This is a genomic window from Streptomyces abikoensis (genome assembly GCF_014648775.1).
GTDB classification, from domain to species: Bacteria; Actinomycetota; Actinomycetes; order Streptomycetales; family Streptomycetaceae; genus Streptomyces; species Streptomyces abikoensis.
This window is the reverse complement of sequence record NZ_BMRT01000001.1, coordinates 257,294-271,060: the sequence shown is the minus strand read 5'-3', so window position 1 is coordinate 271,060 and position 13,767 is coordinate 257,294. Positions and strand designations below refer to the sequence as shown.

At 72.7% G+C, this 13,767-nt stretch carries 10 protein-coding genes; 2 read left to right on the top strand and 8 right to left on the bottom strand.

All coding sequences use genetic code 11. From position 1 onward, the window contains the following. Window positions 1–38: 38 nt before the first annotated feature. On the bottom strand, window positions 39–1,223 hold the full coding sequence (gene cymV / locus IE096_RS01220) for a cyclomarin C epoxidase CymV (protein ID WP_189447475.1): 1,185 nt from the start codon (window positions 1,221–1,223) through the stop codon (window positions 39–41). Between the two features lie 249 nt (window positions 1,224–1,472). Between cymV and IE096_RS01215 the strand changes: the two genes are divergently transcribed. Beyond that, window positions 1,473–2,759: a cytochrome P450 family protein gene (locus IE096_RS01215; RefSeq protein WP_229819844.1), complete on the top strand. Its 1,287-nt coding sequence runs from the start codon at window positions 1,473–1,475 to the stop codon at window positions 2,757–2,759. 26 nt (window positions 2,760–2,785) lie between these two features. Here the strand turns inward: IE096_RS01215 and IE096_RS01210 are convergent, their stop codons facing one another. From IE096_RS01210 to IE096_RS01195, 4 genes are all read right to left on the bottom strand, one after another. Continuing rightward, window positions 2,786–3,325: a hypothetical protein gene (locus IE096_RS01210; protein ID WP_189447472.1), complete on the bottom strand. Its 540-nt coding sequence runs from the start codon at window positions 3,323–3,325 to the stop codon at window positions 2,786–2,788. 79 nt (window positions 3,326–3,404) lie between these two features. After that, on the bottom strand, window positions 3,405–4,166 hold the full coding sequence (locus IE096_RS01205) for a thioesterase II family protein (RefSeq protein WP_189447470.1): 762 nt from the start codon (window positions 4,164–4,166) through the stop codon (window positions 3,405–3,407). After that, window positions 4,163–5,020: an FkbM family methyltransferase gene (locus IE096_RS01200; protein WP_189447468.1), complete on the bottom strand. Its 858-nt coding sequence runs from the start codon at window positions 5,018–5,020 to the stop codon at window positions 4,163–4,165. The genes IE096_RS01205 and IE096_RS01200 overlap by 4 nt, the downstream gene beginning before the upstream one ends. 28 nt (window positions 5,021–5,048) lie before the next feature. Then, entirely contained in the window at window positions 5,049–6,263 is a 1,215-nt protein-coding gene (locus IE096_RS01195; protein ID WP_189447466.1) for a cytochrome P450, read from the bottom strand. A 295-nt stretch (window positions 6,264–6,558) separates the two neighbouring features. Between IE096_RS01195 and IE096_RS01190 the strand changes: the two genes are divergently transcribed. Then, the gene (locus tag IE096_RS01190; RefSeq protein WP_229819843.1) at window positions 6,559–9,444 is read left to right on the top strand and encodes a helix-turn-helix transcriptional regulator; all 2,886 of its coding nucleotides are present in this window, start codon (window positions 6,559–6,561) and stop codon (window positions 9,442–9,444) included. 117 nt (window positions 9,445–9,561) lie between these two features. Here IE096_RS01190 and IE096_RS01185 read toward each other — a convergent pair whose 3' ends face one another. The 3 genes from IE096_RS01185 to IE096_RS01175 form a co-directional block, all read right to left on the bottom strand. Continuing rightward, window positions 9,562–10,176, bottom strand: coding sequence for a beta/gamma crystallin family protein (locus tag IE096_RS01185; protein WP_189447462.1), 615 nt, complete (start codon window positions 10,174–10,176; stop codon window positions 9,562–9,564). A gap of 65 nt (window positions 10,177–10,241) precedes the next feature. Further along, complete coding sequence (locus IE096_RS01180) at window positions 10,242–13,226, bottom strand: AfsR/SARP family transcriptional regulator (RefSeq protein WP_189447461.1); 2,985 nt, start codon at window positions 13,224–13,226, stop codon at window positions 10,242–10,244. Beyond that, a complete protein-coding gene (locus tag IE096_RS01175; RefSeq protein ID WP_189447459.1) occupies window positions 13,223–13,756 on the bottom strand; it encodes a hypothetical protein in 534 nt (177 codons plus the stop codon). The genes IE096_RS01180 and IE096_RS01175 overlap by 4 nt, the downstream gene beginning before the upstream one ends. Between the last annotated feature and the right edge of the window lie 11 nt (window positions 13,757–13,767).

The following is a 13,767-nucleotide window of genomic DNA, read 5'->3' as shown; positions in this document are numbered from 1 at the left end:
CGACGATCGCGTCAGGTGCGGCGACCCGTGGTGTCGGATCAGTGGTGACGGAAGGCGACGTGCAGGGAACGCGGACCGGCGACTCCGGGCGTGTCGTAGTAGTCGACGGGCGTGCCCGTCACCTCGAACCGGCTGAACCGGTCGAGCATCGCCTCCAGCGCGATGCCCAGTTCGAGGCGGGCCAGCGGGGCGCCCAGGCAGTAGTGGATGCCGTGGCCGAACCCCAGATGTCGGCGGGTGTCACGGTGGATGTCGAACCGGTCGGCGTCGGTGAACCGCTGCTCGTCGCGGTTGCCGGAGATGAACGACAGCGACACGAACTGGCCCGCCGACAGCCGCTCGGTGCCCACCGTGACCGGGCGGGTGGTGACCCGCATGTTGCTGACGATCACCGGCCGGTACCGAAGGGTCTCCTCGACGGCTGACGGGATCAGTGCCCGGTCGGCGCGTATCCCGGCCTCCGCCGCGGGGTGCTCGGCGAGTGTCAGGACGACGTTCGCCAGCAGCAGCGTGGTCGTCACATGGCCGGCGAGCAGGAGGAGGTTGGCGAAGTTCACCACCTCTTCCTCGGTGAGCCGCTCCCCGTCGACCTCGGCCCGGGTGAGACGGCTGATCAGATCGTCCTGGGGGTCGGCCCGGCGTCGCCGGCAGTGGACCCTCAGATGGTCCAGCAGCTCCTTCTGGGTGTCCGTGACGCGTCTGCGGACCGCCTCGTCCGTCAGCTCGCCCCTGTCGAAGGAGAGCAGGCGCTGTGCCCAGTCGCGGAACAGTTCGCCCTCCTCCTCCGGCAGACCGAGCAGCTCGGCGATCACCAGGACGGGCAGCGGATCGGAGAGATCGGCGACGACGTCCATCTCGCCGCGGTCGGCGACGGCGTCGAGCAGTCGATCCGTGATGGCCTCGATCCTGGGCCGCAGTCCCGCGACCGCGCGAGCCGTGAACGAGCGGCTCACCAGATCACGCACCAGGCGGTGCCGGGGCGGGTCCATCGCCGTCAGATTGCCCGCGGTGAGATCGCCGGTGCCCATCTCCCCGGGCAGGTACCGCCACAGCTCCGACGAGAAGGTGGCCGGATCGGCGGTGGCCCGTGTGATGTCGGCGTGCCGGTAGAGCGTCCACACGCGGGTGAGGGGATCGCGGTGCACCGGGTGGTGCGTCCGCATGTCCCGCAGCCACCGGTGCAGCGAGTGTCCTCCGTCGAGCGAGTACGCCGGGGCCGTCATGACGCCGATTCAGCGCGTACGCGTATGTCTGCCGAAGATCCGTCCACGCTCACATCGCCCCCGTCGTGCTTTCGGAAGATCTTCGGCCATCCTTCGCGACGACGGTCGCTCACCGCACCAGGGGAACCACCCCAGAAGAACCCCAGGATGAGCCGGTGCGGGCACCGCGTAGTCCAGGGTTGTGGCGGCGGCCCCGGGCAACGGAGGGTTGGGGGCAGCCAGCGCGTTCGGTGCATACGGAGGGCATCCGTGAGTGGTCAGCCTGTCAACGATCAGCAGCAGCCGTCCGGCGTACAGGCACCACCGCCCAACGTCCTCACCGACCCGCACGCCGTGTACACGCACCTGCGGGAGCAGGCGGCCGCCTGTCCCATGCGCTCGCTCGACGGGTCGTTGATGTGGGTGGTCGGACGCCACGAGGGCGTACGGTCGGTGCTCGCCGACCCCCGGTTCGCGAACGATCCGGCCTCGGCCGGTGCGCCGCTCATGCAGGTCAACGCGATGCGGAAGCTCGGTCTCGCCGAGGAGCTCATCCCGTACCTCGCGGACACCCTCCTCGACAACGACGGCGCGGTCCACAGCCGGTTGCGGCGACTGGTGGCACCCGCGTTCACCGCGCGGCGGATCCTCGCCCTCCGGCCGCGCATCGAGCGGCTCACAGACGATCTCCTGGACGAGATGGCGGAACACGCCGAGGACGGTGTCGTCGACTTCCTCAGCCTGTTCGCCTATCCGCTGCCCATCACGGTGATCTGCGAACTCGTCGGCGTGCCGATGGACGACCGGCCCGCCTGGCTGCGCTGGACCCACGCCCTGTCGTTCGAGCAGGAGAAGCTTGGCGAGACGCTCGGACCGCTCGTGGACCACACACAGGCGCTGGTCGAACGTCGCCGGGCCCGGCCGGCGGACGACCTGATCAGCGAGCTGATCCGGGCGCGGGACGGTGACCGTCTCACCGACCGGGAACTGGTCACGATGGTGCTCAGCCTGATCATCGCGGGACACGACACCACGGCCAACTTCCTCGCCAACGGCGTCTGGGCTCTGCTGACCCACCCCGACCAGCTGGCGCTGCTCCGCGCCGACCCGGAGCTGATGCCGCAGGCGGTGCACGAGTTGCTGCGCTGGTGCGGGCCCGTCCTGGTGTCGCGACTGCGCTACGTCACCGAGGACGCCGACCTCGGCTGGGCGTCGTTCCAGGCGGGGGACGCGGTGATGGCCGCGCTGAGCGGCGCCAACCACGACCCCCGGGAGTTCCCGGACCCGGAGCGCCTGGACATCACCCGCCGGCACCGCACCCGCGGGGAGGCACACATGTCCTTCGGCGCCGGCCCGCACTACTGCCTCGGGGCCGGCCTGGCCCGCCATCAGGCCGAGATCGCCCTGGGCCGATTGCTCGCCCGCTGGCCCTCCCTGTCACTGGCCGTGAGCCCCGAGGAACTGAACTGGCAGCCGGTGTCCGGCATGCGCAAGCTGGAGCGCCTGCCGCTGCGGCTGGACGGAGCCCGGCTGGGCACGGCCTCCCGCCCGGCCTGACCGCCCGGGACGGACGCCCCGTGGCCTCACGGTTCGTCGGTGTCGGCCTCGTCCGGGTTCCGCGTCAGGCCGCCGGACACGGGGCGGGTCGCGTCGAGCCCTCGGTCGCGCCATCGTTCGCTCTCGAGGGGATCGAGGTGGCGGCCGGCCCAGTCGTCGAGGTCGTGGGCGTACGCCTCCGGTGCGTAGGCGGCCTGGGGGATGGCCAGTTCCGGGAGGTCGTCTCCGGGCTCGTGCCGCATCGGCTGGGCCAGACCGGCCTGCCAGCGCTGCTCCCGCGGCAGCCATCGCTCGGCGACGGACTCGGTGCGGATGCCCATCGCGACCGCGATGCCGGTCCAGTCGGTGCCGTGCTCCCGTGCGTGCAGGACGGCGGCCTCCACCAGCCTGTCGACGCACGAGCGCACCCGGAGCGCCTGGAGCAGCAGTTCCTGCGCGGTGTGCCGGTCGTCGTCCAGGGTGGGGACCAGGCGGAGCGCCTCGTCGACGGCGTCACGGGCCCGGTCGGCGAGGACCAGACGGGCCAACGCGGCGGTCGTATAGGGGTTCGGTGGCCTATCGGACACGGACGGCTCCCCGGACGACGGCTCCGCATACGGCGTGCGGGGAACGTGGGCCCGAACGGTGTAGCACCATCGGGCGAGTCTAGCCCCGGGCCCGGTCGCGGTCGTCCCGCGCGCAGTCCGCCGTCACCGCCCGGCAGACCGCGGCCGGGTCCTCGTGCGGGAAGAAGTGGGTGCCGTCGAAGACGCGTATCCGGGCTTCCGGGGCCAGCTCCCGCCACCCCTCCAGCGACTCGACCGGAACGTCGTGATCCGCCGCCGCTCCGTACACCGAGACCGGCGATGTCAACGGGCGCGTGAAATCCGGTGTGTACCGCTCGATCAGGTCCAGGTCGGCACGGAGCCCGGCCAGGAGCCGCGGGCCGAACTCGGGGTCGGCGAGCAGGCTTTCGTCCGTGCCGCCGAGTCGTCGGACGTAGGCGGCCATGTGCTCGTCGGACGCCCTGAGCACATCGGGCGGAAAGGTCCGCCGGGAGCCCGGAGGCGCGGCGGCGCACAGCACCGTACGCTCCGGGAGCGGCCCGGCCGAGTCCTCCAGCAGGCGCAGCGTCTCCGCGGCGATCAGCGCGCCGAGGCTGTGGCCCAGCAGGATCCACGGCTCCGGCAGCTCGCGCACCGCGCTCGCGAGGGCGGCGGCCCGGCACCCGATACCGGAGCGGCCTTCCGAACCGTCGGGCCGGTCCCAGTGCACGGCCCGGACCGTGAAGCCGCGCGGGCCGAAGACCCGGTGCCAGGAGTGGAAGGCCACGGCGCTGCCCCCGGCGTGCGGCACGCAGACCAGTGTCCGGCCGGCCTTCGGCCGCTCGGTGCCCAGCGTGACGAGCGCCGCCTGCTCGACACTCATCGGCCGGCCTCCTCATGGGCGTCGTACGTCACGACCGGTCGCCAGGTGTGCTCCGCCCGGTAGGCATAGACCTCGTACATCTCGGTGCCCCGTAGCGCGGGGTCCTGCCGCACCCGCAGGGAGAAGCCCACGTCCCGCAGCAGCTCGCTCAGCTGTGCGAGCCTGTCGCCCTCGTCGTGGACCTCGGCCACGACGGCGCCGACGCGCGGCCAGTCGGCGGTGTCGACCCCGCGCAGGACGTCGAGTTCCGCGCGTTCGACATCGACCTTGAGCAGCGCGACGGACCGGAGGTCATGCTCGCGCATGAGGTCGGAGACGGTGGTGACCGGGACCTGGATGGTCCGGCCTTCGTGCAGTCCGTCGATCATCATGTCGACGGACTCCTCGTCGAGACCGCCGTGGCGCAGGAAGGTCCTGGTGAGGGCGTCGTCGGCCGCACGGTCGGCGTACAGGCCGGAGTTGCCGGGGGCCGCCGGGTAGTAGGTGAAGTCCTGGGCACCGGGCACGGCTCCCACGGCGGTGCACACGGGGGTCGCTCCCGGGACATGGCGGCTGAGGTTGTCCCGCAGACAGGCGAAGACGTCGGGTACGGGTTCGGCGGAGACGATCCGCAGTGCGTGCCCCGTGTCGGCGAACGCGATCGACACCAGCCCGATGTTGGCGCCGATGTCGAGAACCGTGTCGTGGGGGCGCAGCCGGCGTGCGGCGAGCCCGTACAGGCCGTCGCCCGTGGCCTCCCGCCAGATGAGCAGTGCCTCCGCGGGGCTGGTGCACGACACCCGTCGGCCGTCCGGGAGGCTCACCTCCCGCCGCGTCGCGCCGGGTACGTCGTGCGCGGTCCGTTCCTCGCTCATCGTCGCCTCCTTCGGCTCGCGCGGTGGGTCAGGCGGCGACGAGTCGCACGGGCAGCGCGTCGTAGCCCCAGATCAGGATCGACCGCGTCCGCTGGGGAGGGCCGGTCGACTCGGCGTCGCGGACCCGGCGCAGCAGTTCCCCGAACAGGACGGTGAGTTCCCGGGTCGCGAGTGCCGCGCCGAGGCAGTAGTGGGGCCCGGCCGTGAAGGCGAGGTGGGGATTGGGGCGCCGGGTCACGTCGAACCGGTCGGGATCCTCGAACACGGTGTCGTCGCGGTTGCCGGCCGCCAGCCACAGCGCGACCTGATCTCCGGGGGCCAGTGCGTGGCCGGCGATCTCGACCGGGGCGGTGGCGGTGCGCAGCACGTGCAGCGCGGGGCTGGTGAACCGCAGGATCTCCTGCACGGCGGTCGGCAGCAGTTCCGGGTCCTCGCGCAGCGACGCCCACTGTGCCGGGTGGCGCATCAGTGCCAGCAGGCCGCCGACGCTCGCGTGGCGGGTGGTCTCGTTGCCGCCCGAGACGAGCCCGTCGCAGTTGAGGAAGATCTCCTCGTCGGTGAGGGGAACGCCGTCGACCGTGCCGTGGGCCAGCGCGGTGACCATGTCCTCCTGGGGTTCGCGTCGGCGGCGGGCCAGCAACTCCTCGTAGTACGACAGGATGTCCGCGTGTGCCTCGGCCGACGCGAGCGGGTCGGCAGCCGTTTCCGCTCCCTCGCCGAAGGCCACCATGGTGCGCTCCAGCATGAAGTCCCGGTCGCCGGGCGGCACTCCGAGCATGTCGCAGATCACCGTGAGCGGCAGCCGGGCCGCGACCCGGGTGAAGTCGCACTCGCCGGCCTCCAGGGCCTCGTCCAGTACGGTGGTGACCGTCTCGCGCATGCTCTGTTCCAGCCGGGACACCATGCGCGGGGTGAAGGCGCCGCTGACGATCCGCCGGATCCCGCTGTGTCGCGGCGGGTCGGTGATGATCAGCATCTTGCCGGAGGCCGCCGCCGTCGCCGCGGGGTTCTGGTCCAGCCGCATGCCCTGCTCGGAGGTGAAGTGCCGGGTGTCCTTGACGACCCGGGAGATCTCCGGGTGCGACAGCACGGCGTGGAACCGGCGGCCGTCGTACTCGCCCTCGTGCACGGGGGCGACGCGTCGCATCCGCTGCCAGAGCTCCTCGGGGTGTCCCTGGGCGTAGAGGTCCGGGTCGCAGAGCTCCAGCGAGGAAAGCGCGGTGACCGGCCGACCACGTGGCATACCGAAGGCTCCTGGGGTGAGGGGATGAGCCCCGATTGTGTCCGACACCGGTCCCGGGCAGAACCCCAGAGTTCTTCATGCGTCATCCGTCCCGATTCCAGGGGGCGCCACAAGAACTCTGGGGTGCGGTCACGCCGACGGCGATGCGGCCCCGGCGGCCATACCGCCGCGATTCTTATTTCGGGACGAAGGCCGTTTTGACGAGCGAGTCGCCCGTCCAAAATCATCCTGGACGCTCGCACAGAGGTCGTGTAATCTCGAATTCATTCATGCGTTCAAGTGAAATAGCAGTGAAATGTTCTCGGCCAGGCTATACGGGGAAACGCTGACCGTGGTAACTAATGTATTTGACAGAACGCGCACCGAACTTCTCGAACGGCAAGCCGAAATATCCGCCATCGAGCGAAAACTCGACGATTTGCGCAGTGGATTCGGTGGAGTCATAGCAGTCGAAGGCGCACCGGGTACGGGCAAGTCGAGCCTCCTTCACGACCTGCACCGCAAGGCCGTCGACAGCAAGTTCCTGGTACTCCATGCGAGGGGCAACGAATTCGAGGCGCCATTCGCCCTGGGAGTGGTCGCCCAACTGATTGAATCCCTGGTCGAGGACCCTCCGGGCGGGGAACTGTCCGCCCGGCTGCATGCATCACGCATCGCGCACCTGCTGCACGGCGAACTGCCCGAGGAGGCGCACTCGGCGGAATGGCGCGCGCTGCTCCACGAATTGCACCGGGTCTTTCTCGACCTTGCCGGTGACCGGCGCCTCGTCCTCGTGGTCGACGACGCGCAACTGGCCGACCTGCCCTCGCTGCGCTTCCTCAGTTACCTCGCCGTCCGGGTCGGGCGGAGCCCCATCGTCCTGACCGTCGCCATGGAACCCCGGGGGCCGGGGCCGGCCGCCGATCTGCTGAGCGCCGTGGTCACCTCCTTCGAGTCGACCGTGCTCCGTCCGGCGCCGCTGAGCCTGCGGGCCCTGGAGCAGGTCGTCGCGGAGACCATCGGCGGACCCGACCCCTCGGCGATCGCCGAGTCGCTCTTCGAGGTGACCGACGGCAACCCGATGCTGGTGCGGGCCGTGCTCGACGAGGCGGCCACCGGACCCGGGCGGGCGGCCGGGGCCGGCCCGGACCCGCTGACCGACCGCGCGCCCCGCGGTCTCGTACGCTGGATCGTCCGCAAGCTGCGCGGCCTTCCGGAACTGTCCCTCGAACTGGCCCAGGCGGTGGCGGTGCTGGGCCCCGCGACGGAGCCATGGGTGGTGGAACGGACCACCGGCCGCGCCGGCGCCGGGGTCGACAAGGCGTTCGCCGCGCTGATCGACGCGGAGATCCTGGTCGACGGACCGGTACTGCGGTTCGCCCATCCGCTGGTGTGCACGGCGGTCCAGGACAGCACCCCGCTGGCCACCCGCAGCCGGTTGCACGCCCGCGCGGCACGTGCGCTGGCCACCACCGGGGCCTCACCGGAGCAGATCGCCGGCCATCTGCTGGAAGCACCCGCCCAGGCCGACCAGCGGACCGTCAGAAGCCTCCTCGACGCCGCCGCCGCCGCGACCGCGCGGGGCGAGCCGGACGCCGTGTCCTATCTGCGCCGCGCCCTGCGCGAGCCCCCCGCCGACCGTGATCTGCCGATGGTCCTGAGCCGCCTCGGCACGGCGGAGCTGTCCGTCGACCACGAGGCGGCCGCCGCACACCTCGGGGAAGCCCTGGAGCACACCTCCGCACCGGACGCGCGCGGCGCCGTCGCACACGACCTGGCCTGGGCGCTCGCCGCCGGCTTCCGGTTCGAGGAAGCCGTCACCGTACTGGCCGACACCATCGTCGAACTCCCGGCGTCGGCCGCCGGCGCGGACCTGCACGACGCCCTGTCCTGGATCGGCAGGTTGTCCCCCGGCGCCCGGGATCTCAGGCGCCAGCGCCTGGCCCGGATCCAGGAGCGGACGGCCGGAACAGGCTTTCCCGGGAACGTCCAGGACGTCCAGGACCTCCTCGAACACCTGTGGAACGGCACGGACGCCCGACGGATGGCGGACTCGGCCGACCGGGTACTGCGCCGAGCGGGCACGCCCGCCGAGAACGGCGTCGGCTGGGGCGCGGCCCTCGCCGCGTCCTGGTCCCTGGCGATCTGCGACCGGCTCCCGGAAGCGCGCCGCGCGCTGCGGACGGTGACGGACGAGGCCCGGCGCCGGGGAGGTCATCTCTTCCACCTCGACCACTGCCTGCGGGCGTACGTCGAGCTACAGCTCGGTCAGGTGCCCGCCGCCGCCGAACTCGCCGTGACGGCGCTGGAGGCGAGCGAGTCGGCGGGCCGCCCCACGATCGCGCAACCGATCGCGGCGGCCGCCCTGGTCGAGTCGCTGATCGAGCTGGGCGAGCTGGAGCGGGCCACCGCCGAACTGGCGGACCGTGAGCTGCTCCACGTCGAGAGCGACACCTCCGTCCATCTCCCCCTGCTGCGCGCCCGTGGACGGTTACGGCTCGCACTCGGGCAGACCGACGCCGGGGTGGCCGACCTGCTGAGGGGGCGAGGGCTCGACACGGAACTGGGCCCGGTGGCCGCGTCGGTGGGCATGTGGACCCCGATCGTCACGGCTCTCCACCGCAGTGGACGGGTGCGGGACGCACAGGAGCTGGGCAAGGAGGAGCTCGCCCGTGCGCACGGCTTCGGAGCGGCCCGCCCCTTGGCCGTGGTGCTGCGGACCCTGGCCGCGACCGCGACCCCGGACCGCGCCCTGCGGCTGCTGGAAGAGGCCGTCGACCTGCTGGACGACTCACCGGCCCTCCTCGAACGGGCCCGCACCCTCTACGTCCACGGCAGACTGCTGGCCAGGGTCGGCAAGACCTCGACGGCGCGCGAGCGACTCCTGCTCGCCGTCGAACTCGCCGGGGAGTGCGGGGCGTACCCGCTGCACGGCCGGGCCCGGGAGGAGCTGCTGTCGCTCGGGGCCCCGGCCCGCGGCGCGGGACGCCGCAAGCGGTCCCCGTCCACGTTGACGCCCTCCGAGGAACGAGTGGCGGCCCTCGCCGTCGAGGGCCTGAGCAACCGGGACATCGCCCGGACGCTCTTCGTGACGGTCAAGACGGTGGAGTGGCACCTCACCCAGGCGTACCGAAAACTCGGCATCGTCTCGCGGGAGGACCTCTCCCGGGCGCTTGAGACGTCGGCCGCTGAGCACCGCTGAGGTTTCCGCGAGGGTGTGCCCCGGACGACGTGGGCTGATGCCCCGCCGGAGAGGTCCGGCGGGGCATCAGCGGTTCTCGGGCCATGGGGAAGGCGTGGGGACGGCGGTGGGGACGGTTCAGCGGTCGAAGCTGACCGAGCTGGCCTGGTCGTTCATGGCGTCGCCGACGTAGGGGACGGCACCGCGGTAGGTCTGGCTGAAGCCGAGGAAGTCGGAGTGCTGGTAGAGGGTGACGTCGCACTGGCCGGAGGCGACGGAACTGACCTGGTCGTTCCAGCCGTCGCCCATGGAGGCGAACTCGGTGTAGCGCCAGTTGCAGCCGGCGTTGCCGCTGTAGGTGTAGGAGCCGCCGCCGAAGTCCTTGTCACGGTAGACCGTGCCGAGGACCCGGAAGTCGGAGGCAGCGGCGGACGGGGCGTTCTTGACGTTCTTGGAGAGCTTGGCACCGTGCTCGCTGCGCGGACCGCTGAGGCGTTCCTGGAGCTTCGTGTCGTGCGCGGCGGCCCGGGTGTCGTTGGGCGCGTCGGCGACCCGGCCCTTGGTGGCGAAGGAGATGGCCTCTCTGTAGCTGGAGAAGCAGGACGTGCCGCCGTTCACGGTGTCGACGACGCAGTGCTGGGCGGCCTTGGTCTGGACGGACCCGGCTCCCTGGGCGACGGCGGGCGAGACGACGGCGGCCATGGTGGCCAAGGTGCCGAGGCCGAGGGTGGCGAGAGCGCGAGCGGTCTTCACGGGTTCCTCCTGGGGACGGTCGGTGCGGCGGTTCTCGCCGTGCGGCAGAGACTGCCGCCCCGCGTTCACCGCGCGATAAACGGCGCTGTTGCGTGCTCGTCCGGCAGCCGGTCCTCGTTCGGCAGCCGGTTCTCGTCCAGCAGCCGGCGGAGCTCCGCGACGTCCTGCTCGGCGCCCAGCCCCTCGAAGAGTTCCAGCGCGGCCCGCAGACAGGCGCCGGCGCGGGCCTGCTGCCCCAGGTGGACGAGGCTGCGGCCGAGCGTCCGGAGCAGACCGCCCTCCAGCATCGCGCTGACCTTGCGGGCGAGCGGCAGGAACGTCTCGGCGGTCTGCGCCGCGAGCGCGTACCGCTCCTCCTCGGCGTGGAGTTCCGCGATCAGGTTGCCCGACGCGGCCTCGAAGGAGGACACGTTCAGGGTGCGGAAGAGCGGCAGGGCGGCGCCGGCCCGGCGCAGCGCCTCGTCCCGGTCCCCGCACAGCCGCAGCACCCGGGCCAGGTAGTACAGGCCGATGGCCTTGGACACCGACTCCCGCCCGCCGAGCAGCTCCGCGCCCCGCTCGGCCGCCGCCCGCGCCTCGGGGAGGCGGCCCTGGCGGGCGTAGTTGAAGGCCAGCTCGCCCAGGGCGGTGCCCTCGGCGGTCGCCGCGTCCAGCGACCGAAAGAACCGTACCGACGCCTCCCCGTGCGCGACCGCGTCGTCGAAGCGGCCGCGGACCCGGGCGTGGGCGCACAGCGTGAGATGGGCCGCGGCGCACAACCGCAGGTCGGCGTCGTGGCCGCAGAGCTCCAGGCAGCGGTGGAGTTCGGTCTCGGCCTCGGGGAAGGCGTTGGCGTGCCACAGCGCGTTCCCGCGCACGTAACGCGCCAGGGCCTCGGACGGCCGGTCGCCCCGCCGGGCGGCGACCTCGGCCACCTGCCGGGCCTGTTCCGACACCGCTGTGAGGTGGGTGATGCCGGAGAGCACCGTGTTGAGCCGGTCGAGGAGGTCGGCGGCCTGGGACAACGGCAGGCCGTCGTCGGCGGCGCAGGCGCGGGCGATCAGCGCCCGTTGCAGGGCGGTCTCCTCGCGCATCCAGTCGGTGGCCTCCCGGGCGGTGGCGAAGGCGAGCCCGGGAGAGGCCGGTACGACGTCGATGAGCGTGCGTTCGTCCGGCTCGGCGGAGTGCGCGACCGCGTCCGCGTTGCGGGCCGTGGCCAGGCAGAAGTCCAGCAGGCCGGCGAGGGCGCGGGACGTCGTGCCGGGGGAGTCCTCGCGGGCTCCCCGGGACCGGGCGAAGGCACGGACGAGGTCGTGGAACTGGTAGCGGTCCAGGCGGTGCGACTCCAGCAGGTTGAGCTCGACGAGGGATTCGAGGAGCTCCTCGGCCTCGTCGGTGCCCAGCCCCAGCAAGGCGGCCGCGCTCGGCAGGGCGAGGTCGGGGACGTCGAGGACCGCCAGCAGCCGGAAGGCGCGGGCCTGCTCGGGGGTGAGAGTGGAGTACGAGAGCTCGAAGGCGGCGTCCACGGCGGCGTCGCCGCTGCGCAGTTCGTCCAGGCGCCGGCGTTCGTCCGCCAGCCGCCGGACCATGTCCGCCAGTGGCCTGCCGGGTTCGGCCGCCAGCCGGGAGGCGACGATCCGCAGGGCGAGCGGGAGGTGTCCGCAGGCGGCCACGAGCGCGACGGCCGCCTCCGGTTCCGCGTCCACGGCACGGTCGCCGATGGCGCGCCGCAGCAGGTGGAGGGCGTCCCCGGGCGGCATGACGTCCAGCCGCAGGTGGTGCGCCCCGGCGAGCCCGGTGAGCCAGGCGCGGCTGGTCACCAGGACGGCACAGTCGGCGGCGCCGGGGATCAGCGGTCTGAGCTGTTCGCAGGAGGCCGCGTTGTCCAGCAGCAGGAGCATCCGGCGGTCGGCCAGCAGAGTGCGGTAGAGCGCGACGCGTTCGTCGGCGTCGTCGGGGACGTCCTCGTCGGCGACGCCCAACCCCCGCAGGAAGCCCTCCAGCACGTGGTGCGGGTGGAGGGGTTCGGCGTCGGCGCCGCGCAGGTCGACGTACAGGCGTCCGTCCGGGAACGCCTCGTCGCCGAGCTCGTGCGCGGTGTGCACCGCGAGCGTGGTCTTGCCGACGCCTGCCATGCCGTTGACCGCCGAGACGACGACGGCCGAGGCGTCCGTCCCGGTCAGCAACCCGGTCAGCTCCCGGAGCTGCTCCTCGCGCCCGGTGAAGCCGGTGACGGGGGAGGGGAAGGCGCCGCCCGGGCCGGGTGTGCGGGGCCGGGGGCCGCTGTCCTCGGGCAGCCGCAGGGCGGGGTCGCAGCGCAGTATCCGCTGGTGCAGCGCGGCCAGTTCGGGGCCGGGCGCGGTGCCGAGGTGGCGCCGGGTGTCCTCGTGGACGCCCAGCGCCTCGGCCTGGCGGCCCGCGCGGTACAGCGCCAGCATCTGTACCGCGCGCAGCCGCTCGCTGGCGGGGAACTCCATGACGAGGGCGCCCGCTTCGGCGGCCAGGTGGGGCCGGTCGCCGAGCTCGGCGTCGAGGGCGAGCCGGGCCTCCAGCAGGGATTGCCGCGTCCGCTGGAGGCGGGCGCGCAGGGTCCGGGCGTGCGGTCCGTGGAGCCCGGCCAGCGGCTCGCCCGTCCACAGCTCCAGCGCGCCGGTGAGGACCTCGCGGGCCTGCCCGGCGGTGCCGCCGGAGGCCCGGATCTCCTCGGCCCGGGCCGCGGCGCGCTCGAAGGCCCAGGTGTCCACGGCACGGGCGGGGACGCGCAGCGCGTACCCCCCGCTCCCGCCGTCGCCGACGGTGACGAGCAACGGCTCGGCGGTGTGCCGGGCCAACGCCCGGCGCAGCCGCCACACGTGGGTACGGACCGAGTGCTCCGGACGGGACGGCCGGTCGCCCTCGTCCCACACGGCGTCCACGAGCAGCGGCATCGACACCGTCCGGCCGGCGGCGGCCAGCAGCACCGCCAACACCTCGTGCGAACGGGGCTGCCCGAGGTCGACCGGCAGCCCGTCGCACCAGGCCCGCATCGGGCCGAGCAGAGCGAATGCCAGGTCCGGGGCCGGGGTGTTCACCGGGCGGGGGAACCGCAGGGGAACTGGAGCCCGTAGGAGGCCGACCAGAGCCGGACGAAGTAGGGGGCCTCGCTGTCGGTCGTCGCCAGGATCGACATGTCCCCGCCGGGGTGGACGGTGAGTTTGGTCCACGGCATGTGCCGGCAGTCGTCATTGCCGGTCCGGCTCTGCCAGAGCGCGCCGCCGTCCGGGGCGGTGACGACGAGATTGCCGTCGGCGCGCAGTTCGGCCTTGTTGCCCTCGCCGGTGGTCCCGGAATGCCAGCGCGGCTGCCGGTCCTCGGCGCCGCCGGCACCGGTGGTGTAGAGGGCGAGGTCGCCGTTCTGCTGCATGACGAGGCGGGTGTCACCGGACGCCAGACTCGCGCCGGGGGCCAGTGTGCCGCCGTTGGCGAGGGTGTCGGAGGCGGCGGCTGGCGCGGCGGCGTGGGCCGCGCCGCCGGTGGCCAGGAGCCCGGTGGCGGCGAGGAGGACGGCGGCCGCGGCGGAGGCGGTGCGCGTGACGGTCGGGCGGTTCGTTCTCAGCGACATTGCGAGACCTT